The organism is Parafrankia sp. Ea1.12 (assembly GCF_900465275.1).
GTDB classification, from domain to species: Bacteria; Actinomycetota; Actinomycetes; order Frankiales; family Frankiaceae; genus Parafrankia; species Parafrankia soli.
The window spans coordinates 36330-59111 of record NZ_UBIZ01000366.1; the positions used below are offsets into that span (position 1 = coordinate 36330).

19 protein-coding genes and 5 pseudogenes are annotated in these 22782 nt (G+C 66.0%); 18 read left to right on the top strand and 6 right to left on the bottom strand.

All coding sequences use genetic code 11. The features are described from left to right. Window positions 1-33: 33 nt before the first annotated feature. Both FMEAI12_RS20750 and FMEAI12_RS20755 read left to right on the top strand, forming a co-directional pair. A complete protein-coding gene (locus FMEAI12_RS20750) occupies window positions 34-939 on the top strand; it encodes a CoA ester lyase (protein ID WP_112107508.1) in 906 nt (301 codons plus the stop codon). Next, window positions 936-1391: a MaoC family dehydratase gene (locus FMEAI12_RS20755; RefSeq protein WP_112107509.1), complete on the top strand. Its 456-nt coding sequence runs from the start codon at window positions 936-938 to the stop codon at window positions 1389-1391. Before FMEAI12_RS20750 ends, FMEAI12_RS20755 begins: the two co-directional genes overlap by 4 nt. A gap of 101 nt (window positions 1392-1492) precedes the next feature. Here the strand turns inward: FMEAI12_RS20755 and FMEAI12_RS20760 are convergent, their stop codons facing one another. After that, the gene (locus tag FMEAI12_RS20760; RefSeq protein ID WP_112107510.1) at window positions 1493-2644 is read right to left on the bottom strand and encodes an acyl-CoA dehydrogenase family protein; all 1152 of its coding nucleotides are present in this window, start codon (window positions 2642-2644) and stop codon (window positions 1493-1495) included. Between the two features lie 172 nt (window positions 2645-2816). On the opposite strand from FMEAI12_RS20760, the gene FMEAI12_RS20765 reads away from it, so the two are divergent. The 5 genes and pseudogenes from FMEAI12_RS20765 (at window position 2817) to FMEAI12_RS20785 (ending at window position 6461) form a co-directional block, all read left to right on the top strand. Further along, window positions 2817-3167, top strand: coding sequence for an EthD family reductase (locus FMEAI12_RS20765; protein WP_112107511.1), 351 nt, complete (start codon window positions 2817-2819; stop codon window positions 3165-3167). A 137-nt stretch (window positions 3168-3304) separates the two neighbouring features. Beyond that, window positions 3305-3607, top strand: a complete 303-nt coding sequence (locus tag FMEAI12_RS20770; protein WP_200835354.1) for an EthD family reductase — start codon at window positions 3305-3307, stop codon at window positions 3605-3607. 207 nt (window positions 3608-3814) lie between these two features. After that, window positions 3815-4389, top strand: a pseudogene (locus FMEAI12_RS20775) (IS6 family transposase); the annotation flags it as partial. A gap of 2 nt (window positions 4390-4391) precedes the next feature. Beyond that, window positions 4392-4484: pseudogene (locus FMEAI12_RS20780) on the top strand (IS6 family transposase); the annotation flags it as partial. A 738-nt stretch (window positions 4485-5222) separates the two neighbouring features. Next, the gene (locus FMEAI12_RS20785) at window positions 5223-6461 is read left to right on the top strand and encodes a GGDEF domain-containing protein (protein WP_235014243.1); all 1239 of its coding nucleotides are present in this window, start codon (window positions 5223-5225) and stop codon (window positions 6459-6461) included. A 42-nt stretch (window positions 6462-6503) separates the two neighbouring features. Here FMEAI12_RS20785 and FMEAI12_RS20790 read toward each other — a convergent pair whose 3' ends face one another. Next, window positions 6504-6659: a hypothetical protein gene (locus FMEAI12_RS20790; protein ID WP_200835355.1), complete on the bottom strand. Its 156-nt coding sequence runs from the start codon at window positions 6657-6659 to the stop codon at window positions 6504-6506. A gap of 418 nt (window positions 6660-7077) precedes the next feature. Here FMEAI12_RS20790 and FMEAI12_RS20795 point away from each other — a divergent pair, with 418 nt between their 5' ends. The 4 genes from FMEAI12_RS20795 to FMEAI12_RS20815 all read left to right on the top strand — a co-directional run bounded on the left by FMEAI12_RS20795 (window position 7078) and on the right by FMEAI12_RS20815 (window position 11191). Continuing rightward, window positions 7078-7461, top strand: coding sequence for a helix-turn-helix domain-containing protein (locus FMEAI12_RS20795; protein WP_200835356.1), 384 nt, complete (start codon window positions 7078-7080; stop codon window positions 7459-7461). Between the two features lie 177 nt (window positions 7462-7638). Beyond that, complete coding sequence (locus FMEAI12_RS20805) at window positions 7639-9513, top strand: class I adenylate-forming enzyme family protein (RefSeq protein ID WP_235014245.1); 1875 nt, start codon at window positions 7639-7641, stop codon at window positions 9511-9513. After that, window positions 9510-9980 carry a Zn-ribbon domain-containing OB-fold protein gene (locus FMEAI12_RS20810; protein WP_112107514.1) on the top strand — a complete coding sequence of 157 codons (471 nt, stop codon included), beginning with the start codon at window positions 9510-9512 and terminating at the stop codon, window positions 9978-9980. The genes FMEAI12_RS20805 and FMEAI12_RS20810 overlap by 4 nt, the downstream gene beginning before the upstream one ends. A 2-nt stretch (window positions 9981-9982) precedes the next feature. Then, a complete protein-coding gene (locus FMEAI12_RS20815; protein ID WP_112107515.1) occupies window positions 9983-11191 on the top strand; it encodes a thiolase family protein in 1209 nt (402 codons plus the stop codon). Between the two features lie 400 nt (window positions 11192-11591). Here FMEAI12_RS20815 and FMEAI12_RS20825 read toward each other — a convergent pair whose 3' ends face one another. After that, the gene (locus tag FMEAI12_RS20825; RefSeq protein ID WP_131626792.1) at window positions 11592-12284 is read right to left on the bottom strand and encodes a TetR/AcrR family transcriptional regulator; all 693 of its coding nucleotides are present in this window, start codon (window positions 12282-12284) and stop codon (window positions 11592-11594) included. Between the two features lie 127 nt (window positions 12285-12411). Between FMEAI12_RS20825 and FMEAI12_RS20830 the strand changes: the two genes are divergently transcribed. The 6 genes and pseudogenes from FMEAI12_RS20830 to FMEAI12_RS36270 all read left to right on the top strand — a co-directional run bounded on the left by FMEAI12_RS20830 (window position 12412) and on the right by FMEAI12_RS36270 (window position 18253). After that, entirely contained in the window at window positions 12412-13434 is a 1023-nt protein-coding gene (locus FMEAI12_RS20830) for a DUF2889 domain-containing protein (protein WP_112107518.1), read from the top strand. Window positions 13435-13485: 51 nt separating this feature from the next. Beyond that, entirely contained in the window at window positions 13486-14649 is a 1164-nt protein-coding gene (locus FMEAI12_RS20835) for an amidohydrolase family protein (protein ID WP_112107533.1), read from the top strand. Window positions 14650-15007: 358 nt separating this feature from the next. Next, window positions 15008-16121, top strand: a pseudogene (locus FMEAI12_RS40055) (integrase core domain-containing protein). A 79-nt stretch (window positions 16122-16200) separates the two neighbouring features. Next, a pseudogene (locus FMEAI12_RS38420) lies at window positions 16201-16473 on the top strand (tyrosine-type recombinase/integrase); the annotation flags it as partial. 701 nt (window positions 16474-17174) lie between these two features. Further along, entirely contained in the window at window positions 17175-17444 is a 270-nt protein-coding gene (locus tag FMEAI12_RS40060) for a helix-turn-helix domain-containing protein (protein WP_112107519.1), read from the top strand. Further along, window positions 17441-18253 carry a hypothetical protein gene (locus FMEAI12_RS36270; protein ID WP_146776739.1) on the top strand — a complete coding sequence of 271 codons (813 nt, stop codon included), beginning with the start codon at window positions 17441-17443 and terminating at the stop codon, window positions 18251-18253. Before FMEAI12_RS40060 ends, FMEAI12_RS36270 begins: the two co-directional genes overlap by 4 nt. Here FMEAI12_RS36270 and FMEAI12_RS20865 read toward each other — a convergent pair. The 3 genes from FMEAI12_RS20865 to FMEAI12_RS20875 all read right to left on the bottom strand — a co-directional run bounded on the left by FMEAI12_RS20865 (window position 18229) and on the right by FMEAI12_RS20875 (window position 22351). Beyond that, window positions 18229-19449, bottom strand: coding sequence for a DNA cytosine methyltransferase (locus tag FMEAI12_RS20865; RefSeq protein ID WP_200835357.1), 1221 nt, complete (start codon window positions 19447-19449; stop codon window positions 18229-18231). The two genes, FMEAI12_RS36270 and FMEAI12_RS20865, sit on opposite strands and share 25 nt — an antisense overlap. 440 nt (window positions 19450-19889) lie before the next feature. Continuing rightward, window positions 19890-20990 carry a DNA cytosine methyltransferase gene (locus FMEAI12_RS20870; RefSeq protein WP_112107521.1) on the bottom strand — a complete coding sequence of 367 codons (1101 nt, stop codon included), beginning with the start codon at window positions 20988-20990 and terminating at the stop codon, window positions 19890-19892. Between the two features lie 878 nt (window positions 20991-21868). Then, a complete protein-coding gene (locus FMEAI12_RS20875; RefSeq protein ID WP_200835358.1) occupies window positions 21869-22351 on the bottom strand; it encodes a very short patch repair endonuclease in 483 nt (160 codons plus the stop codon). A 34-nt stretch (window positions 22352-22385) separates the two neighbouring features. Here FMEAI12_RS20875 and FMEAI12_RS20880 point away from each other — a divergent pair. Beyond that, window positions 22386-22598: pseudogene (locus FMEAI12_RS20880) on the top strand (hypothetical protein); the annotation flags it as partial. Between the last annotated feature and the right edge of the window lie 184 nt (window positions 22599-22782).

The following is a 22782-nucleotide window of genomic DNA, read 5'->3' on the forward strand; positions in this document are numbered from 1 at the left end:
CCGATCTTCGACCGGCCGCCCGTGAGGACTGGCATGCTGCCCTACCGTTCCTGGTTGTTCGTTCCCGGCCACAAGGCGGCCTGGGTCGACAAGGCGCTGTCCGCCGGCGCGCATGCGCTGATTCTCGATCTGGAAGACGCCGTTCCCGACGGCGAGAAGCAGGCAGCCCGCGACACGACCGCCGCCTCGATCGCCCGGCTCGCGGGCCGGACTCCCGCCGGCCTCATCGTCCGCGTCAACGCACTGGACACCCCGCATTTCGGCGCCGACCTGGAGGCGGTCGTGCGGCCCGGCATCACCGCTCTCCTGCTGCCTAAGGTCCACAGCGCCGACGATCTCGTCGCGTTCGACGCCCTGGTCCGCCATTTCGAGATCAGGGCAGGCATGGAGGTCGGCACCGTGGGCCTGGTGCCCTCCTTCGAGACAGCCCGCAGCCTGGTGAACGTCGAGTCCATCGCCCAGGGGCCACGGGTCGTCAGCCTGATGGCCGCCGCGGCACGGGACGCTGACATCTCCCGGGAGGTCGGCTTTCGGTGGACGCCCGCCGGATTGGAAACCCTCTATCTCCGCAGCCGGGTCGTTCTGGCCGCGCGCGCTGCCGGTGTCCGCCACCTCGTCGTCGGTCTGTGGCAGGACATCCACGACCTGTCCGGGCTGCGTGCCTTTGCGCAGACCAACAGCGAGCTCGGCTTCACCGGCCAAGTGGTCATCCACCCGAGCCACGTGCCGGTCGTCAACGAGGCATACGCCGTTCCCGAGACCGACCTGAAGCGCTATCGGGCCATGGTCGAGGCCTACGAGCGCGGTGCGGCCGAAGGGCACGGGGCAGTTCTATTCGATGGCGAGCATATCGACCTCGCCCACGCCGAGAACGCTCGGCAGATCATCGAGTTCAACCGGCTCGCGCCGGGTTCCTCACCAAAGGCGGTAGCACCGTGACAGGAATGCACTTCGAAGATCTCAAGCCCGGCCTAGTGGTCCGGCACGCCGCCACCCGGACGGTTACCGAGACGGACAACCTGCTGTTCACCGCCTTGACCATGAATCCGCAGCCGCTGCACCTCGACGAGGAGTTCGCACGCGGATCGATGTACGGCCAGCGCATCGTCAACAGCGTGTTCACGCTCGGCCTCGTCGCGGGCATCCACGTGACCGACCTGACCCTGGGGACCACCCTGGGGAATCTCGGTTTCAAGGAGGTGCAGTTCCCGAAGCCCGTGTTCATCGGCGACACTCTCCGCGTGGAGTCGGAGGTGCTCGGCGCCCGGGAGTCAAGAAGCCGGCCAAACGCCGGAATCGTGGATTTTCTGCACCGGGCCATCAACCAGCGGGACGAGGTTGTCTGCGTCCTGACTCGGGCCGCGCTGATGCTCCGGCGGCACGCGCCGTAGTCGGTGCGGCCGCGCGGTTCCGGCGGTCCGCTGCGTCCTGCCGACCGCAGCGTTTCTGGCGCCGTCGACCGTGATCCGGTGGCCGACGGCGCCAGAACGCGTCAGTAACTCTTCGGCAGGCCGAGCTCGTGCACGGCCAGATGGTTCAGGCTCATTTCCCTGCTCACCGGGGCGATCCCGTACAGACGGGTGATACCCCACAGATCCGCCAGGCCGAAATCATGCGACATCCCGTTGCCGCCATGGACCTGGATGGCGGCGTCGAGTGCTTCGGCCGCAGCCTCCGCGGCCGCGTACTTAGCTATCGTCGCTGCCGATCCCTGGTGCTGCCCGGCTACGACGAGGTCGGCGGCGCGGTGCAGGAGAAGCCGCGCCGACTCGAGCGACACCAGGGCCCTGGCAAGTGGATGTGCCACTGCCTGGTGCGCCCCGATCGGCACACCCCAGACCTGGCGCTCGCGCGCATACGCAACCGCCTTGTCCAGGGCGTACCGCCCGATACCCACACACGTCGCGGCCGAGACGATCCGCTCTGGATTGAGGCCGTCGAACGCATGCGCCAGCCCACGGCCGGCGAAGCCGACGAGGTGGTCGTCGCCGAGCCGGACGTCGTCGAAGATAACGGTGAACTGACGCTCAGCGGCCAGCACGTGCGTACGGACAGGCGTGTATGTCACTCCCCGCGCGTCCACCGGCACCATGAACAACGACAGCTGGGCCGCTCCGGCCGGGGACGTTCCAGTACGGGCGACCACCATCATCGCCTCGGCGTCGTCGACTCCGGAGATGTAGTACTTCTGGCCCTGAAGACGCCAGTTCCTGCCGTCGTGGCGGGCGTGGGTGAGAAGGGCGTGGCTGTTGCTGCCCGCGTCCGGCTCGGTGATGGCGAACGCCAGGCGGGACCGACCGGACCCGATGCCTGGCAGCCACCTCCGCCGCTGCTCGACCGTGCCGTGCGCGGCGAGGATGGGGGCACACAACCCCGGCGACACGACCAGTGTCATCAGCGGGCATCCAGCCGCGGCCACCTCCTCGGCCACCGCCATCAGGTCGTGCAGGCGACCGCCGCCGCCGCTGTGCTCCGCGGGCACGTTGACTCCGGCGAATCCGTGCTCTGCGAGGCGCTCCCACAGCGCGAGCGGGAACTGGCCGTCGGCCGCACAATCGGCATACCGACGGTGACCGAACTCATGCGCGATCGCTGACACCGTCGCCCTGAGTGCCCGATCCTCGTCCGGCAGATCCAGCGGCATCACAGGCTCACCCCGGCGTCTCCAACAACGTCGAACATCACTGCGAACTGATTCCTGCACACCACGGCAATCCTCCTCCGAACTGAGGGAAGGTGATCTGTTGACCGTGCCCCCCGACACCCCTAGAGTGTACTAACGAACGTTAGCTTGAAACGTCTCCTACGGAGATCAGATGCCTAAGATCATCGCTCTCATCAAGCGTAAACAATCGCTGACACGTGAGGAGTTCCTGTATTTTTGGCAGGCCGAGCACCCACCTCTGGTGTGGGCCCTTCCCGGCCTGCGGCGCTATGTCCAGAATCCGAGTCTGCCCGCATCACGCACCTGGGCCTATGACGGGGCCGCCGAGCTCTGGTTCGACTCCAAACGGGACGTAGCCACGGCGTTTGCCAGCGAGGCAGCGGAACCGCTGGTCGCACACGAGCGCCTCTTCATCGACGATATCGTGTGGTTTCTCGTCGATGAAGTCGAAGTTAAGCATCCCGCTGCCGCTTCGGCCTCCCCAACAGAGATCGGTGGATGACTCCGGGGTATGGACCAAGGTGGGATCCCGCCCAGCAAACCCCCGAACCACACGGCCACCGAAGCAACGAAGGGAAGACAGTGACCGAGAAGTCAGGAATCGTCCGCACCGTCGCCTTACTCGGACGTAAGGAGGGGATGACGTTCCAGGAATTCGACGACTACTGGCGCAAGGTCCACGCCCCACTCGCGGCGCGTGTTCCCGGCGTGGTCCGCTACATCCAGCGGCATGTGGTGCCGGACCCGGCGACAGGCGAGCCGGACAACGGCTTCGGTATCGACGGGCTCGCAGTGCTCGACTACGAGAGCGTCGAGGCGATGGAGGCCGGCTGGGCCACCAAGTACGGTCAGCGCGCGCTCGACGACGTCCCGAACTTCCTGGGCAAGCACTACGTCCTCACACTCGAGGACGTGGCAGTGGTCGGCGGCGACTACTACTGAGGCGCCTGCCACTGGCGGTCGCCTCCCGCGGAACACGGGCGGGCGTCGAGTAGCAGCGCGGGTGGCCCGGTGGCCTGCATGCGCGGGGGCGCTGATCCCGTTCCCGCGGCGGGTCGGGCTGCCCCACACTCGGATACGTCCGTAGGCGCTGCTGTTGCATCGGCGATGTCCACCTTCGCGTAGCCGCCGATCAGTCATGATCAGAGGATGCGTCGACGTCGTGTCCGTCCACCGGTTCCGACGTCGGAGTTCGCCGGGTTCCGGTTCCCGCCGGAGGTGATCGTGCTGGCAGTGCGGTGGTATCTGCGGTTCGCTCTGTCGTACCGGGACGTCGAGGAGCTCCTCGCCGAACGCGGCCTCGAGGTCGATCACGTCACGATCTACCGGTGGGTGCAGCGCTTTACGCCCCTGCTCGCCGAGGCCGCGCGGCCGTGCCGGCACCGACCCGGCGACAGGTGGTTCATCGACGAGACCTACGTGAAGGTCGCCGGCCTGTGGACCTACCTGTACCGGGCCGTTGACCAGCACGGACAGGTCATCGACGTCCTCGCCAGCACGCGCCGCGACCAAGCCGCCGCCCGCCGGTTCTTCGTCCGGGCACTGTCTCATGGCCGGCGGCCGGTGGAGGTCACCACCGACAAGGCCCCGGTCTACCCGCGGGTCCTGGACGACCTGGTGCCCGAGGCCTGTCACGTCGACGCGGCCCGGAGAACAACCGGATCGAAGCCGATCATGGCCGGCTCAAAGCCCGACTCCAGCCGATGCGCGGCCTGAAACGGCTCCCCTGCGGTTCGCCCTGTCGTACCGGGACGCGGAGGAGCTGCTTGCCGAACGCGGCATCGAGGTCGATCACGTCACCGTCTACCGGTGGGTGCAACAGTCCTGCGAACTACACTTTTTATATGGCAAAGCTGAACGGTCTGCGACTTGGTCTGTACACCTCGACGCATGCCCCGATCATGACAGGCCAGGCATCCAGACAGTCAGACCTCGCCTGTGCAACAGAGCCTGCCGGGGCGGGTGTGCGGTAGACGACCAGGATGCAGTCGCGGTCGTCCATGTGGGCGGGCCAGGTGGCGGTACATCGCCGGGCAAGGGATACCGAAGGCGCCGGTGATCTCATCGATGGTGTTCTCGGCCCGGTAGCCGTTTCATCGGCAGATTAGTAGGGAACGGCAGTACTGGCGGCAATGTGCGGAACCGTGTATATCCGACAGTGCCCGCCGGTCCGGCGGGCCAATGAACGAAGTGCGAAATGGGCAAAGAGGACCCACAGGGCGGCGCCAGAGTCTTCCCGGAGCCTCGCGATACCTGGCGGGCCGAGGCAGACCCCGGGCATGGTGCGCGTGGGATGGCTCAGGTTTTCGCCTCTGGCGGCGAGGTGGGCCAACTGATGTCGGCCATGGACTGGTCCGCCACGCCGCTCGGACCGCTGCGCAGCTGGTGCACCGAGCTGCGGATGGCAGTGAGTATCTGCCTTGAGTCCCGTTTTCCGATGCAGGTACTATGGGGGTCAGACCTCATTCTTATCCAAAATGATGGGCTTGCTCAACATATAGGGGATAAATACCCAGAATGCATCGGTCGACCCTTTCGCGAGGTCTTTCCTGAAGTCATGCCCAGCGTCGGGCCGCTACTCAATCAGGTGATGTCCGGCGGTGGGGCCACCTGGTCGCAGGATATGTCGGTCCTGCTCGACCGGCACGGGTATCTTGAGGAATGCTATTTCACCTTCTCCTTCAGCCCCATTCGGAGAATCCCGACCGCCGAAGTATTGGGGGTACTCACGGCATCACACGAAACGACACGGCACGTGGTGGGCCTGCGGCGACTCTCCTGCCTGCGCGAGATCGCGGGTGTCACCGTCCACGCACAAACCTCCGGGGAAGTGTTCACGAACGCGGTCGGCGCGCTGAGCCATACCTCGGCGGACGTCCCGTACTGTGTGATCCTCCTACGGGATCCTGGCACCCCTCGGCCGGTGCTGCGGCCCGTGGCGACGGCCGGACTGGCCACGGTGCCGGACGTGTTCTCCCGCCCGGGCACGCTCGCCCCCGACGGCCTTCTGCCCGAGTTCGGGGACTCGCTGATCTCCGGCCGGATGCTGATCTCCAGACGGCTCCTCGACCGGCTCGAGCTCCAGCCCATCACCGACGTCCCGTCCGCGAACCGCGCGCTCGTCGTCCCCCTCACCGCAGGAGGAGACGATCCGCCCATCGGGCTCCTCGTGGCCGGGATCAGCGATCGGCTCCCTCTGGACGGTGACTACCGCACCTTCCTCACGTTGGCCGCCACCCAGATCTCCAGCGCCGCGTCGACGGCCCACAGCACCGCCGAGGCCCGCCATCAGTCTCTGCACGACACACTGACCGGACTACCGAACAGGGCCGCGCTGTTCGATCACCTCGGACAGGCCATCGTCGAAGCCCAGGAACACGCACAGCGCCTCGGTTTCCTCTTCGTCGACCTCGACGGATTCAAGACCGTGAACGACTCGCTAGGTCATCAGGCCGGCGATGATCTGCTGTGCGCCGTCGCGAATCGGATCCGCCGGGCCGTCCGTCCCGGCGACTTCGTCGCCAGGCTCGCCGGTGACGAGTTCGCCGTCCTCTGCCAAAACATCACCTCCACAGACGAGATCGAGGCGGTCGCCGACCGAGTTCTCGTGGCTGTCTCGACATTCAGCTCCCACGGGACACAGGCGAGGATTGTGACCGCAAGTATCGGTATCGCCCTGTCCGGTCCCACGACCTCCACTCCCGACGAGCTCGTACGCGCCGCGGACGTCGCCATGTACACAGCCAAACGGCAGGGCCGAGACCGCCACCAGCTCTTCGACGGCGCCACGCTCTAGGAAAAAACATGGTGACCTGCGATGGGAACTCGGCACGCACCGTCAGGAGGCCTGGCCGTCTGGTTCGGGTGCTGATGGTGGTGTGGCGGTGACCTGGTAGCCGAGCGAGGTGAGCTGGCCGATCAGCCGGTGGGCGTGGCGGGCGGGGTCCCGGCGGCGGGTGAAGTAGTCGACTCTGACACCAGGATCCGAAGACACACTCTGATCTGTCACGCTCTGATATTGATATTGAAAGATCGTCGCTAATGTTCTTTTCGCCTTCAAGGCCCTCCCCGCCTCGGACTGACGGCGGTCAACCAGCAATGCACCTGCAGCGGCCGCTCGACGAACGACTCACACAAGCGTTGTCGGGGTGCAGTAGACGCCCGACCAGATGAGGGACCCATGACACTGTTCGCGTTGATCCACGGGGGCGCGAAAGATCTATGAGTGTCTTTGATGGTAACTGGTGCAACGTTCCTCATTATGGTTGTAGATCGTCTGTGCCGGCGGGATGCTGGAAGGGAGGCGATCTTTCATGCCGAAGTTGTTGTATGCCCGCCCTCCCGCGAACGCGGAGGAGGAATGGAGGACCCGGAAGCTGGCCGGATCGCGGCACGCTCCCGGTGACTGGACCATGCGGGCGAAGATGATCGTTGCCAGCTGGGACGGCGAACGCACCAGCACCATCGCCGCCCAGCTGGGCTGCCACATGCAGACCGTGCGCGAACACCTGGCCCGGTTCAACGCCGAGGGCCTCGACGGGCTGGGGGACCGGACTGGAGCCGGCCGCAAACGGCGCATCACCGAACGCCAGCGGGGTCGCCTCATCGCCCTGGCCCGCGCCAACCCCCCGGGCGGGTGCACAGACGGTGACCTATTGGCCCTCGTGCCGGACGGGTGGCCGCAGCGGGCAAGGACTTGGCCGAATGCGCGAAGACAGCCACGCGCCGAGCCCAGATCATCGGAATCGACGGGGAACGGTGGCAGGCGCGTGCTGGGACAGGAATGGATCGAATGACGTGCTGCCCTCGGAGCTGTTCCGGGAGAGTGTCTGTGTCACCCACTGTTCTAGTCGGTCGCGCCGAGGAATTTCCTCGGTCTGGTGCCGGTCGGCATGTGCTGTTCGAGACCGACTTCCCGCACACGACCCGCCTGTTCGGGAACATTCAGGAGACCATATCGGCCGGGCTCGGGCATGTCGAGGCGGGGCGGGGCGGGGCGGAAGATTCTGTGGGAGATCACGGTACGGCTGTACCGGATCAGTGAACCGCCGGCATCGTGGCGGGTAATCGCGGGAGCGGCCAGAGCGGGAGGCGACGACGATCTGCTCGACATCGCGCCGGCCCCGGGGAGGTCACGTTCTAGGATGGCCGTTCCGGCGATGGATCTGCTGGACGAAAGGACGATGATGAGCGAGGACCAGAAGGCAGTATTAGCCGAGCTCCGGGCGCGGACGATGTGGCAGATGCTCGTCGCGTCGGCGGAGCGGGTCCCGAACCGCGCCGCGCTTGTCGCGGCTGACGACGGTGGGAACGTGCAACGGCTGACCTATGCCACGTTGGTCGAGCGGGCGCGGGCGTTGTCCGCCGGCCTGGCGAGTATCGGCGTCCGGCGCGGGGACCGGGTCGTGCTGTGGCTGACGAACACGCCGGAGTGGGTCGTCTCGCACTTCGCCTGCATGCGGATCGGCGCGGTGACGGTACCTGTCAACACTTTCCTGAAGCCGGCCGAGGTCTCCTACGTCATTACCCAGTCCGGTGCCCGTCACGTGATCCTGCTCGACGGCTTCCGGGCTCTGCGGATGCCCGCGATGCTCGCGGAGATCTGCCCGGAGTTCGCGACCGCGGACCTGCCCGGGCACCTGCTCAGCGCCGGGATCCCGGACCTGCGCAACGTGGTGATTTTCCACCGCGGTGGCGGTCGGCACGGCGGGGCCTTTGACCTCGGTGCGCTGGAGGCGCTGGGCCGTGACCCGAGTGCCGCGGATGCCCGGGGGCTTGCCGATCGCCTGGAGCGGCAGGTATTGGGCAGCGACCTGGCGATGGTGAAGTACACGTCCGGCAGCACCGGGTTCCCGAAGGGGGTGATGCTCGAACAAGGCGGCATCGTCGCCAATGCGACGTTGCACTCCCGCCGGATCGGGATCGGCGGCTCGGACGTGTTCTTCAGCATGATGCCGTTCTTCCATGGCGGCGGCAGCATCTGGGGCCTCATGACGATGCTGGTGAACGGCGGCACGCTCGTGTTCACCGAGGCGTTCAACGCCCGCCTCGGCGCGGAGCTGATCGAGTCCGAGCGGGCCACTGTGATGTTCGGGGTGATTCCTGCGGAGGTCGTGCAGGCGGCGATCGAGGACGGGCGCGATCTGTCGTCGCTGCGGATCGCGGCTGTGCCGAACGAGGATGCCCGTCGGGTGATGCCCAATGTCACGTTCACGTTCGTCCCGTTCGGTCTTACGGAGACGTACGGGCCGGCGTCGGTGACGGCTCCGGATGATCCGCCCGACAAGCAGCGCACGACGGGGGGCCGTCCCCTACCGGGTAACGAGGTCCGCGTCGTCGACCCTGTGACCGGCCTCGACGTCCCACCTGGGGCGGTCGGTGAGGCGTGGGTGCGCGGCAACGCCATGCGGGGCTACTGGAACAAGCCCGAGGAGACCGCCCGGGCCCTCGACTCCGACGGCTGGCTGCACAGCGAGGACCTCGTCACGATGGACGCCGACGGCTACATCACCTATGCGGGTCGGCTGAAGCTGATGCTGAAGGTCGGCGGTGAGAACGTCTCGGTGGAGGAGGTCGAGAAGGTCGTCGCCAGCCACGAGGCCGTCGAGTACTGCGGTGCCGTCGGCGTGCCCGACCGGCGCAAGGGCGAGGTGGTGCGGGCCTACGTCGTCGTGCGCCGCGGCCACCATCTCGACGCCGACGCCCTGCGCTCGTGGCTCGAGACCCGGCTCGCGCGGTTCAAGATGCCCAGGGACATCGTGTTCCTCGACGAGCTTCCGCGGTTGGCGAACGGGAAGCTCGACCGGGTCGGCCTGGCCGAGCGCGCAAAAGAAGAGGTGACGGTGTGACCGGTGCGACCGACCTCGCCGATGTGACCGAGGACGCCGTCTTCGCCGCGTTCCCCGCGGTGCTGATCGACCGGGACAACATCGAGCACTACCGGGGCCTACTGGCGCGAAAGCTACTGATCAATCGTTGCTCGGCCTGCGGCTACTGGGTGTACCCACACCGCCCGCTGTGCCCGAAGTGCTGGTCGTGGGACATCGTGCCCACCGAGGTGAGCGGCGAGGGCTCCGTGTTCCTCTGCACGCTGATCCACCAGGAGCGGGATCCGAACGCCGCACTGTCGGAGCCGGTGCCGGCCGCCGCCGTGGAGCTCGTCGAACAGCCGGGGTTGCGTTATCTGGCGCCGATCGTGAACTGCCCGCTCGAGGCGATCCGGCTCGACATGCCGGTGCGCCTGACGTGGGTGGATCGCGACGGGCTGGCGTGGCCGGCGTTCGAGCCGGCGGGCCCGATCGAGGACAGGAGATAGCAATGGCGCGCAACCCGTTGAAGGACAGCCTGGCCGTGGTGGGTGTCGGGTCGACGCCCTACGGCCGTGACCTGAAGCGCACCGAACTGTCCCTCGCCCTCGAGGCGGCCGTCGGCGCCATCGAGGACGCCGGCATCGACCGGCAGGAGATCGACGGTGTCTGCGGCACGGGCATGGACCCGCTGTCCATGGGCGGAGCCGGGTTCCTGACGCTGCAGGGCGCGCTCGGAATCGAGAAGACCACCTGGCAGAAGAACGGGTGGCTCGGGTCGTGCTTCGTCTATGCGGCCGAAGCGGTGTTCTCCGGCCTGTGCGACGCGGTCCTGGTGGTACAGGCCTACACCCGCAGACCCGAGATGTCGCGGTCCGCCGCGAACGACCCGTTCCGCCTCCGGGCGGCGCAACTGCGCGCGGCGAGCCACGCGCCCATAGGCCGGGACGACTTCGCTCGCCGCTGGCTGCACTCCGGTGAGCCGTATGCCGCCTGGATGGCGCGCTACCTGCATGACTACGGAGCGACGAAGGACGTCTTCGCCCGCATTGCCGTGAACAACCGCACCCACGCGACGAAGAACCCCAATGCAGCCATGCGAACCCCGATCACGATGGAGGACTACCACGCCTCTCGCGTGATCTGGGAGCCCATGCAGATGCTCGACATGGACGTGCCCGTCGACTGCGCGGAGGCGCTGATCATCACGACGGCCGAGCGGGCGAGGGATCTGCGCCACAAGCCTGTGTACGTCCACGCCATGTCGCTGGGCGGTTCACGGGTCGGGGAGTACTACGACAACAGCCTGGGTTGGACCGAGAACGCTCTGTGGACCTCCCTGGCCGGCCTGTGGGAGCGCAGCGACCTGACCGTCAACGACCTCGACCTCTTCTTCCCCTACGACGGCTACACCATCGACACCGTGGGGTGCATCGAGGCAGCCGGGTTCTGCAAGCCGGGCGAGGCCGGCGACCTGCTCGCATCGTCGTGGGACGCGGAGGCGCACATCCTTCGCCTCGGCGGGCACACACTCGTCACGACCAACGGGGGTGGGCTGTCGCAGGGACGGGCGGGGGGTTTCAACTTCTACACCGAGGCGGTGCGACAGCTGCGGGGCACCGAGGGTGAACGTCAGGTTCCCGGTGCCAGGACGGCGCTGCTCTGCCCCGGCGCCAGCTTCTTCCACGATCCCGCGTCGGTCATGTTGCGCACAGACTGAGCGGAGTAGTCGAGCGAGCGGAGTGGTCCCGCGAGGAACGAGCGGGGCCGCGAAGCGAGTGAGCGACGGAGCACAGCAGGGAAACGGAGCACAGCGATGGAGACCCGCACGCTCGTCAGCTTCGACATCGACGGCACCCTGAAGACGGGCGACCCGGCCGGGCCGCTCCGACTGGCCTTCGTGCGGTGGGCCCAGGCACAGGGCTACGTGATCGGTAGCTGCTCCGACCGCACCCTCGGCGAGCAGCCGGTGATGTGGGAGCGCGCCGGGATCGTCCCCGACTTCGTCAGCCGCAAGCACGAGCTCGCGGGGGTCCGAGCGGCCTTCGGCTGCCGGCGGTTCGTGCACATCGGCGACACCCACGTCGACAGGCACTTCGCCGAACGGGCCGACTTCGAGTTCATCTTCGTGCTCGACCTCGCTCGTCGGCTCGCCGGCTCCTCGGCCCGCCGGGGGTCTCGCCCTCCGGCAGCCCGAGGGCCGGCCACGCGAACCGCACGACGTGCGCCCTCGCCGCCGCCCGCTGCTGGAAGTGGGCCTCGTGCCGATCCGCGGCGGCGCTGACGAGGGCGTACAGGCTGTTCGCGTCGGCCTCCGGGGTCGGTGAGCGCAGAAGACCTGCCTCGTGGCCCGCGCGCAGTGCGCCGACGAGCGGCTGGCAGAAGATCCGTCGCATGTCCTGTAGCACGTCGGCCAGCGGGTAGGAGCCGCGAACGGCGGGGGACGAGAACAGCGCCACGCGGGCGGCCCGCCGGGGCTCGTAGAAGACGTCGAGGAATCGCTCCAGCCAGGCCTCGATCGCGGCGACCGGATCGGAGGCCGCGGCCACGGCGCGCTCCAGCGAACGCGCCACCGCCGCGGCGTCGCGTTCGAGGAGGGCCAGCAGCAAGGCCTCCTTCGACTCGAAGTGGCGGTAGAACGACCGGGTCGACAGCCCGGCGTCGGCGAGGATCTCGCCGACGGACGTCTGGGCGTAGCCGTTGAGCGCCATGAGCCGCATCGCCGCGTCCATGATCATGCCCCGCTCCGTGTCGGCGTCGAAACGGCGGGGCCGCCCAACCCGTGGTGTCGTCGCGGGGGTCGGCTCGGTCACAGCTCCCTCCAGGGTCACCTGTCACTCTAATTTGAAAACGAGTCTTGCATATTGACGAGTTGTCTCCCTAGGCTGGGAACGACCCTGAAGAGGTTCTGATGACATCTCGGATCCAGGACGGCTCGCCATGAACACACTGGGCGCACACCCGGCATCCGCCACGCCGGCCCGCCGACCGGGCTCGGTGCGACGGACCACCACCCACGACTCCCTACGGCCGGACGGGCTGCTTGGACCGGTCACCGTCGTGGCGCGGGGGCGCGATCTGCGCACCGCGCTCGACGGCGCAAGCACCATCCTCGGCACGGCGCGCCTCGATCTCCAGGTGGACCACCCGGAGCGGCTCGTCCGCCGGATCACCGGCGACCCGTCCCATCCGGGTCTGGCGGCGCTCGTCGGTATGGCGGCGTCCGCCGGCTTCCGGAAGGCCGTCGATGACGCCATGCCTGGCGAGCGAGTGTCGCGCTCCGTGCGGTTCCAGCTCCTCGACGACCTGCCGACGGCTCTGCTCGTGGGCGGCTACGCGGTGCAGGTCGGCGGTGCGGTCCGGTCTCGTCCGAAGCTCACGCTGCAGCACCCGGACCTGTGCGCCGGGTGGGTGGCGGGAGGCACGCTCGTGTCGGGGTTCGCCGGGACAGGGATGCCACCCACCCACACCGGTCCCGAGGCGCCCTCCGTCGAGTCCACCGACGACCCGCTCGGCTGGCACGCGTTCGACTCGCTCCCGCCGCACGGGATGCGCCGACGTCGCCGGCTCGACGTGTGGAAGGACGGCGAGGTCGCCCTGGTGGAGTGCTTCTTCCGCGACAGCCACATGGACGGCGACGGCGTCGAGACGATCGTGCACGAGTACACGGTCCACGCCACATTCGACCCCTCGACGCGGCAGTTCCTGTCGGGTGAGGCCGACATCGGCGCCCTCCCGTGGCCGGAGTGCCCCAACGCGGCGGCGAGCGCCGCCCGCCTGGCAGGCGCGCCGGCCGAGGGCCTGCGTGGCTGGGTGCGCGACACCTTCGTCGGCCCGTCCACCTGCACACACCTCAACGACACCCTGCGCTCACTCGAGGACGTGAGTGCCCTGGTGGAACGAGTGGACGAGGGGAGAAGCCGACCGTCCGATGACCACCACGAACCGTACGGCAACCGGTAGGTGTCGACGACGAGGTTGCGACCCGTCGTCGACGAGAAGGAGGTAGGAACCGTGGCAAAGATCTGGGCCAACTCGGGTGACTCACACCTTGTCGAGCCGGACGATCTTTTCGAAAAGAGCTTGCCCGGGTCCCTCGCGGCGCGGATGCCGCGCAGCGTCAAGGACTCCGACGGCGGCTGGGAGACGATCCACGTTGACGGGCAGGAGTTCCGGCGCCGCCTGCCCCGGCCGGGCCGGCAGCTCACCGACGAGAACGGCCACACCGTTCCCGAGCGGGCGCCCGGCGCGAACGACAAGGAGATGCGCCTGCTCGACCTGGACTCCGAAGGCATCTGGGCCGAGCTCATCTATCCCTCTCTGGGGATGTGGACCTCGTCAATCCGTGACCCGGAGCTGCTCGCCGCGGGCGCCCAGGCGATCAACGACTGGGCGATCGAGTACCAGCGGTTCTCGCCCCGCTACATCTGCGCGGCGACGATCCCCTTCCTCACCGTCTCCACCGCCGTGGCCGAGGTCGAGCGGGCCGCCGGGCTCGGCTACCACGCCGCGTCCCTGCCGGTCACGCCACTCGTCGACGGGGACGACTGGCATCGCGAGTCGTGGGAGCCGCTGTGGGCCGCCCTCGCGGAGACGGGTCTCGTGATCGCGTTCCACATCGGCAGCGAGCCCCACGACGCGTCCACCCGCAACGGCGTCTACTACCGCGGCCCCGGCGGCGCGCTCCTGAACTACCTGGAGACGACCTACGGCGGCCAGCGGGCGGTGGCCAAACTGATCGCCGGTGGCGTGTTCGACCGGCACCCGTCCTTGCGCGCAATCGTGTCCGAGGGCGGAGCGACCTGGGGGCCGTTCATCGCCGACCGGCTCGACGAGGCGTACCGGCAGCACGCGTCGGCCGTCAGTCCCCGCCTGCGACGGCTCCCCAGCGAGTACCTGTACGAGAACGTCTACGCCTCCTTCCAACACGACCGCTCGGCCGTCGCCGCGGTGACGGCCATGGGCTGGCGCAACGTGTGCTGGGGCAGCGACTACCCGCACATCGAAGGCACCTTCGGCCACACCCAGAAGACACTCCAGGAGCTCGTCGGCGACCTCGACCCCGCCACCCGGCACCGCATCACCCAGGGCGCCTTCCAGGAGCTGTTCCCTCACGTGCCGCCCGCTCCGGACGGCGGGTCATCGCTTGACCCCCTGTTCGATGCAGCGGCGAGGTGACGCCACCCAGCGGGAAACCCAGGCGATCGGCGGTCGATCGTGGTCACTTATCATTTCCAGCGCACCCGCGCGAAACTCGATTGGCGAGTCCCTGGTCGTGGCCACCCAACAGGTCGCGGGTGGAGCCAAGGGGATGCGCTGCCCGGGTTGATGAGCACGGCCAACCGGAAGGATGAGCCACGCGCATGAACCGAAGGTGCAGGGAAAGTCGCACGTTATCCCAAAGCGGCTGGTGTGGGAGGCGTGACTGAAAGTCAAGGGCAATGGGGGAGCGGCCGGCCCGGTGGGGTGACGGTAGCGCAGTTCGAGGCCAACCTGTGGGGCTCCAGAACCCGGATTTGGGCGGTGACCTGCGTGTTTGCCTGCCGGACGGGGCCCGCCCCGGGCAGGCTGGATGGTCATGGTGTGGTCGCTGCTCCACGCCCTGACACGCAACGCTCTCGGACTGACGTTGCTCCGCGTGCGTGGCGACACCGCGAAAGACGTGGAGCTCCTCGTCCTGCGACACCAGGTGGCGGTGCTGCGACGGCAGGTGAACCGCCCGACACTGGAACCGGCGGATCGGATGATCCTCGCAGCCCTGTCCCGGCTGCTACCCCGGGCCCGGTGGGGTTCGTTCTTCGTCACCCCCGCCACCGTGCTGCGCTGGCACCGCGACCTCCTCGCCCGAAAATGGACCTACCCACGCAAGACCTCTGGGCGGCCGCCGGTCCGCCGGGAGATCCGCGAGCTGGTTCTGCGCCTCGCGTGGGAGAACCCGACCTGGGGCCACCGCAGGATCCACGGCGAACTGATCGGGTTGGGCTACCCGGTCGGGGTCGCCACCGTCTGGCGGATCCTGCACCGCGCCGGCGTCGACCCCGCACCCCGGCGGGCTGACGCCTCCTGACGGACGTTCCTGCGCGCGCAGGCGTCCGGCCTGCTGGCCTGCTGGCCTGCGACTTCTTCACGGTGGATACCGTGTTCCTGCAACGGATCTACGTGTTCTTCGTCGTCGAGCACGCCACCGCCGAGTCCACCTCCTCGGGGTCACCAAGCATCCGACCGCGGCCTGGGTAACCCAGCAGGCACGAAACCTGCTGATGAATCTCGAGGAGCGCAGCCACCGGTTCCAGTTCCTCATCCGTGACCGCGACACGAAATTCACGGCTTCCTTCGATGCCGTCTTCACCGCAGCCGGCATCGACGTGATGCGCACACCACCACAGTCGCCGAAAGCGAACGCGATCGCGGAACGCTGGGTAGGCACCGCCCACCGCGAATGCACCGACAGACTACTAATCGTCTCCGAACGGCACCTGACATCGGTCCTCGACAGCTACGCGAAGCATTTCAACACCCACCGACCCCACCGCTCCCTCGGCCAGCACCCACCCGACTCGCCACCCGTGGTCACCCCGACGCCGGATTCCACCATCCGTCGCACACGCATCCTCGACGGCATGATCAACGAATATCGCAACGCCGCCTAACCACTTGCGCGGAAGATCCCGTCAACCGCAAAAGACCAGCTCACAGGCAGAATCGGGGTTCTGGAGCCCCACAGGCGACCTGCTCACCGACGCCAAGGTCCGCGCGGCGCGGCTGCACGACGCGCGCCACACCGCGGCGACCATGCTGCTCGTGCTGAAGGTGCCCACCCGTGCCGTCATGGACGTCATGGGCTGGTCGCAGGCGAGCATGGCCAAGAGGTACCAGCACGTGCCCACCGAGGTTCTGACCGGCATCGCCGATCTGGTCGGCGGACTGCTCTGGCAGACCATGCAGCAGGAGCGTGACGACGGCGACGACGGACCCGCCGGAGCGCTCTCGCCAACGGGGTAACAGGTACAAACGAGACCAGGACTGAGACCACAAAGCCCGCCAAGATCCTTGGCGGGCTTTACTCTGCCTGGTACTGAAGGTGGGCAGGGGCGGGGTCGAACCGCCGACCTTCCGCTTTTCAGGTCAAAACGCCTAAACGCTATGCTGACCTGCGTTTTCCCACGACCTCGATGAGCGTAACCGCGACAGGCGGATTGTCTTCGATTCCACAGTAGCACCCGGCTCACCCAGCAGGCGAGGGGTGGGGGGCCTCTCGCCAGGCCGGATCGGTCGCTGGCCATGTGCGAGCAGGCGGCCGCCCGCTTCCGCGGATCTCGGCGCGTGTCGCCGACTGTCGAACCACGGGTCGGCCTGCCCCGAGGTCGGAGGTAGATCTCCCGCGCGGAGCTTGAGGCGCCGCCGCGCTCGACGTCCTCGAGTCTCGTACCGAGGACGACCTCCGAGTATCCACGCAGAGGCATGACTCCTCGCCTAGCGATGCCACACGGCGACCTCTACTGCCGAGCCAGCGCCGGCCGACATACGCGGAGGGCAGTAAGCAAGGCGGGTAGATCAGCCGAACCCCAAGGTCCCCTACCAGCCCTCTCGGTATGCGCCGGCGATCGCCCGATCTGCCGCAGGCCACGACGCAACACCTAGATGCAAAACTTGACTCATAGTCCCTCGACTCATAGTCCTAGGAGCAAGAGCATTTAGGACAAATGAGATCGTCTGGATCACCCCAAGCGGAGCGCTGGAAGCGTGACTTCGGCGCGCGCCTACGCGAGCTCAGAAAAACGTCCGGCATCTCACAGCTGGCGCTTGCGCACATGGCCGAGCTAGATCCAACCTACATCTCAGCTGTCGAGCAGGGCCGACGCAATGTGAGTCTGGTCAACATTCACGCTCTCGCTGCAGCTCTCCATACATCACCACGGGATTTCTTCACGGGAGCACAGCCCGAGCCATCAGATCTCCCGGACAGACCTTGATCGGCCACTCAGCACCGGCTGAGCGGCCGGTCCATGAAGCTCTGTCCGCCGCATTGGCTGGACTCTCAGCGAGCCAACTGTCTTTGATTGCATCCATCGCTCAAGCGTTGCAAGTCCCAGCAGAATCCTCCATCGGCCCTCATACGGACATCGTCGACGATGTCTTCAGCGAGACGATGTCGAATCTCCTCACCGTGCATCATGCGCTTCATGAGGAGCCACTGAACAAGAAATCTTTCGAATATCTCTTCAAGCAATGCCTCACGGCGACAGGACATGCTGCGGCCTTAAATTCCCGACCGGGCGACTCTGCCTGGGACGTTGAAGGGGCGGGATATCGATGGTCCCTCAAAACGGAGGCCGCGAGAGGCATCAGCGCAAAGGCAATCAAGATAGAGAAGCTGATGGAGGCGAGGTGGGTCCGGGAAGCAACCACCTCCGAGAAATGTGCCGATGCCGTGCGGACAGTCCTCCCCCGGCACATGGAGCATTACCAGCGGATTCTAATTCTCCGCGCCTTCGATATGGGAGACGGATACTCCTACTTCCTCGAGGAGATTCCGGTAGAGCTACTTGTACGGAAATTCTCCTCGACCCTGCCAGTAGATATCGAGAAGAAGGGGAGGTCGATTAGTTACGGAGCGGATTATTTTGACGATCGCGGGATCAAGATTTTTCGTATGCTACTCGATTCCAGCGTCGAGAAGGTTCGCCTATGGTTCCAGGCGGACCATGCCATCCACCATGGCTCCTGGCGGATCAGAGTCACCGATGTCCAAGAGGTTCAGCAGGAGTCGATGGCCATCTGAGCGCCGCGCCGCACCAGATCTTCCACACGCAGCGAAGTCTCAGGAAGGACTATCTGTTCCATCTCGGGCCTGTTACCCGACAGCATCCAGGCGGCAAGAGATGCCAGCTGATAAGAAACTATCGGCGGCACCGCATCACCCACCTGACGATACAGATTTTTCCTGCTGCCCCCAGTAAATTTGTAGGTCCGAGGAAATCCCTGCAAGACAGCTAGTTCCCGCACGGTGCACTGACGATCCTGCTCGGGATGGGCGTATCGCCCATTCCCTATGTGCGAACATTCGCGCTTTATGGTAGGCGCCGGGCGATCCCAGGACATTCGCCCATAGACGTCACGGTAACTGTTGAGGCGCCCCCGCTCTACAGCTGTCCACATCGATGGAATCAAGAATTTCTGCTTGCTCTTGTCTCGGAAAAGATCCGGCCAACTACCTCCGTCTCTCGGTATGGCTTGAAGCCGCTCCAACGATTCGCCGGCCAGGAGTGTACTAGTGTGCGCGCTGTCATCAGGATGCGTCTCCCCCGAGACGACATGCGGAAGAGCGCCGATGGCACGTCGCACCGTTGTCGCCGCGGGTTCAGCTCTCCAATCGCCCCAAAGGTCGTCCATCGTGTAGAGCGGAAGATCTTTCTTCGCCGCGATGATCAATGCTCGTTCTCTAATCTGCGGCAGACCGAACCGGTCAAGCCGGTGGACATCTGCATGCACTTTGTACCCAAGTTCCTCCAAACGCCCGCGAAGGGTAAGGTAATGGGACCGAAAATTACCGTTGATGAGCTGCGGAACATTCTCCATGAAGAGCAGCTGGGGATTTAGGGCTTCGACGAACTCGGCGACCCTCGCGACCAGCCCGTTTCGGGGGTCGTCTGCCACATAGTTTGTGTGTACCGCTCTAGAGAATCCTGTGCATGGAGGACAGGCCAGAAGAACTTTTAGATCGCTGGATCTTCCCTCGAACCAGCCAGAGGCGACAACACTCGCGTCTACCTTCGACAGATCTACAGCCAAAGGGCGAACCTTCATATTTGCTTCATAAGTCGAATTACAGCCGATGGCTCCATGGCCGGTACTCGGCTTGCCGATCTCGGCATCTGCGGCACCGATAATATCAAACGCGGGGTGGGCGCAGAATCCGTAACTCATTCCCCCTCCACCCGAGAAAAGATCCGCAACGTCTCCGAGGTACTCCGTCACGCGACCTCCATAGGTTTCGTCCTGCCGTCAGCACAGCGCAGGAGATGTCCGGCCTCCTAGCAGGCCAGATCTATCGTATCGTCGACCTGGCGCGGCCCTGATAGACGGATATTTTGTGTCTCCAGCGAGTCTCCTCACGGACAAGATCCACAGATGCGGTCACGCGCCGAGCGGACGTTGCCTCGGGCTGCAGTCTCTGTCTGGCCCGTATCCGGATCCGATGGCAAACCCGAGTGTCCAGGGCCGCACCGGAGTTGCCCGAGGTAGTCGCTACGAGCCGATGAAGGAGACCGCCAGGGCATGTGTGGGCAGCGTCTCCTCCGTATCGACACACCGGTTCCAGCGGACCGCCTGCGCGATCACCTCTGGTGGAAACCTGAAATCCCCCGAACCCTGAGACCGGGACCAGCGAACGAGAGCGGCAGCGATCCGCCAGCCACTCATACTTCGGCTCCGATACGGACCACGGCCTCGGCTCGTGCAACAGCCCCGTCTCCAGCCCTAGCCTCCATTTCTATGATCTTTTTGCTTACCCGTTCGGCGAGGAGACTGGGCACGGCGTTTCCTACTTGGAGCGCCATGGCCTCGACCCCTCCTCGGAGCTGAGCATCCGGCGGGAACGTCTGTAGCAGCATCGCCTCACGCAGGGTGATGGCTCTATTCTGCTCGGGATGCGCGAAGCGACCGCGAGTGACGTTCGTACAGCCGGACGTCAGCGTCGGCGCAACCCGGTCCCACCACATACGCCCGTAGATATCGTAATGGCCGTTGTGATCTCTATGGCACCTTAGGACGAGCTCGTCGGGGAGGTCAGCGCGTCCCCCTCCTTCAGGGATGGCTGCAAGTCGACGCAGGGCGAGCGGACTGTGGCGGCGAGCGCGATGGAACGGGTCGTCCGGGTCAGTCTCGCCGGAGTCGAGCGGCCTTAGAGCGGAGATGGCATCGCGTACGGTGGTGAACGAGTCGAGGCCGTCGCCGCCGTGTTCGCTGTGGGTCGGCTCGGGAAGTTCGGGATCGGTTACACGGCTGCCGATCACGAGAACCCGGCGACGCCTTTGAGGTACGCCATACTCTGCGGCATCGACCACGCGCCAGGTTAAACTATAGCCTAGATCGGCGAGCTTCTGCTGAAAGCTGATGAAGTACTTTTCCCAGCGTCCCTCGACCAGGCCGGGGACGTTCTCGAAAGCGAGGTGTCGGGGTTTAATCTCTTCCACGATCCTTAGATACTCGAAGATCAGGGAGTTACGACGGATGTCTTCATAGCTCGCGCTGGATCCTCGGCGTAGAATCGTAAAACTCTGGCAGGGTGGACAGCCAAAAAGTAGGGTCACCCGTCCCGGCTCGACCCCGGACGCCCGCATATCCTCCAGCGATATATCCCGGATATCTTTGACCATGGGAGGAGAGCCAACATTGAGGGCGAAGGCCTCCGCGGCGAATTTGTCGATCTCCACTGCGGCGACGGTCTCAAAACCTGCTTCCTTGAAGCCCATGGAGCCTCCGCCACAGCCAGCGAAGAGATCCACGAGAGTATGCATAGTATCCTTCCGTTTCGCGTTCGCCAAACATGTCCCGCCGACAATACTATCGCCCGATCATAGGCGAGGGCGTAGTCCAACAGAAAGGATCATCGACCGTGTCGGCGCGTTGCGCCTACGGCGATGCCACGTCGAGTGGTTGGAGAGTGAGATCCGGTGGCCATCCGGCTTTACACCGTGCCGGGCGCGCGACGCCCAGTCGCCATTAGTAGCCGAATGTAGTTGCCGACGGAGGCTCGAGCTCGCCCCGAAACCGAGCCGGCGGAGCCGGCGGTGCGATTACCCCTCTCTTTCCGGCTATTAATTCGGCGACGAGCATCGAGGCGAAGGCGGGAAAGTGCAGCCGACTTCCAGGGGCGTCTCGCCACGACGAGCCGCGCGACAACACCCAGTCCGATGGTAGGCGACATTCGTGATTGAGGTCGCCCGTTCGTCGGAACGGCGGAACCGGCCCGATGCCCCCTGGATGGCGCAGCCCAAGGGCGCGGATCACCGACCTTAAGGCGAACTCCGGCCCCGCGTTGCATGACCTGATTCGCGCGCATTGCTTCGCAGACGCCCGTCGATACGCTCCATGGCACCCCTCGCATGGTCAAGCTACGACCATGCCGACCCCAAGGCCGACGTTGCCCCGACTTGTTCCCGGTCGCCCAACTGAACCATCCAACCGTCCGCGTCCGGACGCGGATGGCCCGAGATACCCGATGTGCTCGGGTTGTGGCTCATTTACACCAGTCGGGGCCGGCGAACGAACGAAGACGAGGCGGTGCCTCGGCCCTCTGGTCCCGAGCCCCGGCGTCCGGAGGGGGCGGGTTGCATGACTGCCTCGAATCAGGAAATGAGCGACCCAGGCCAGGCTGGGGGCAGCTTGCTCCATGTCAACCACTTGCGTCCTGGCCCTCGCCTTGCAAATGGCCCGCTTGTAGACGCAGGCGCGATCTTCGTTCAAGAACCGCGACCGCAACGCGTTGCGCGGCTTCGCCCGGGCTCTCGTGCTCCCACACGCGAACGACATGCCAACCGGCCTCTTCCAGTAGGCGACTTGTCTGCTCGTCGCGCTCGCGGTTCGCGCGGACCTTCGTAGCCCAGTAGTCGGCGTTCGTCTTCGCCGCGGTGTGATGTTCGGGGCAACCATGCCAGAAGCAGCCGTCGAGGAACACGACCACCCGGGCGCGGGGGAACACTAGATCTCCCGTTCGGCGCAGACCAGGGATCGGTCTCACGCTGACGCGGTAGCGAAGACCGAGCCGGTGGACCGCCGACCGCAGCGCCAACTCCGGCCTCGTGTCGCGTGACTTGTTCGATCGCATCGACGCCCGCACCCGCGGCGACGATGCCCACGACGTCGTCGGGCGACTCATGGCTCTGAGCTTAACGAGCTGTCTCGTGACCCGGATGCTGTGCGGGCCCCGAGGCTGCCTGGTGGATCAGGTCGGGGGGCAGGTCATCTTCACTGCGGACCATCAGTGGAGCTTCTCGTTCACCGGGTCGGCCCCGCCCGAGTTCAGCCGGCTCGTCCGCCTCGTCGCCCAACCCGGCGGTGACGGGATCGCCGCCGGCGGGCCAGGCCGGCACTGGGCACCGTCCCTGCCCGACCGTACGTTGCTGTCGCCGCGCACTGGCGGGATTGCGTGATCGTTCACGCGAGGAACAGGCCCTCTTCTGCGGCTGTCCGGTGGTGTTGTCGGTCAGCCGGCCCGGCTGATGCCGTAGAGGTGGACGATCCCGGCGGCGGTAGTCACGCAAGATCTCCCAGGTCTTCATCCGGTGAGGGTGCTCGACATCTGCCCGG

Coding starts and splice junctions, on each gene's coding strand:
- FMEAI12_RS20770 (WP_200835354.1), top strand. CDS start 3,305: ATGACGTTCCAGGAATTCGACGACTACTGGCGCAAGGTCCACGCCCCA.
- FMEAI12_RS20785 (WP_235014243.1), top strand. CDS start 5,223: ATGCCCAGCGTCGGGCCGCTACTCAATCAGGTGATGTCCGGCGGTGGG.
- FMEAI12_RS40060 (WP_112107519.1), top strand. CDS start 17,175: ATGAGATCGTCTGGATCACCCCAAGCGGAGCGCTGGAAGCGTGACTTC.
- FMEAI12_RS20830 (WP_112107518.1), top strand. CDS start 12,412: ATGAACACACTGGGCGCACACCCGGCATCCGCCACGCCGGCCCGCCGA.
- FMEAI12_RS20875 (WP_200835358.1), bottom strand. CDS start 22,351: ATGAGTCGCCCGACGACGTCGTGGGCATCGTCGCCGCGGGTGCGGGCG.
- FMEAI12_RS20760 (WP_112107510.1), bottom strand. CDS start 2,644: ATGCCGCTGGATCTGCCGGACGAGGATCGGGCACTCAGGGCGACGGTG.
- FMEAI12_RS20815 (WP_112107515.1), top strand. CDS start 9,983: ATGGCGCGCAACCCGTTGAAGGACAGCCTGGCCGTGGTGGGTGTCGGG.
- FMEAI12_RS20765 (WP_112107511.1), top strand. CDS start 2,817: ATGCCTAAGATCATCGCTCTCATCAAGCGTAAACAATCGCTGACACGT.
- FMEAI12_RS20750 (WP_112107508.1), top strand. CDS start 34: ATGCTGCCCTACCGTTCCTGGTTGTTCGTTCCCGGCCACAAGGCGGCC.
- FMEAI12_RS20795 (WP_200835356.1), top strand. CDS start 7,078: ATGCGGGCGAAGATGATCGTTGCCAGCTGGGACGGCGAACGCACCAGC.
- FMEAI12_RS20870 (WP_112107521.1), bottom strand. CDS start 20,990: ATGCATACTCTCGTGGATCTCTTCGCTGGCTGTGGCGGAGGCTCCATG.
- FMEAI12_RS20805 (WP_235014245.1), top strand. CDS start 7,639: ATGTCGAGGCGGGGCGGGGCGGGGCGGAAGATTCTGTGGGAGATCACG.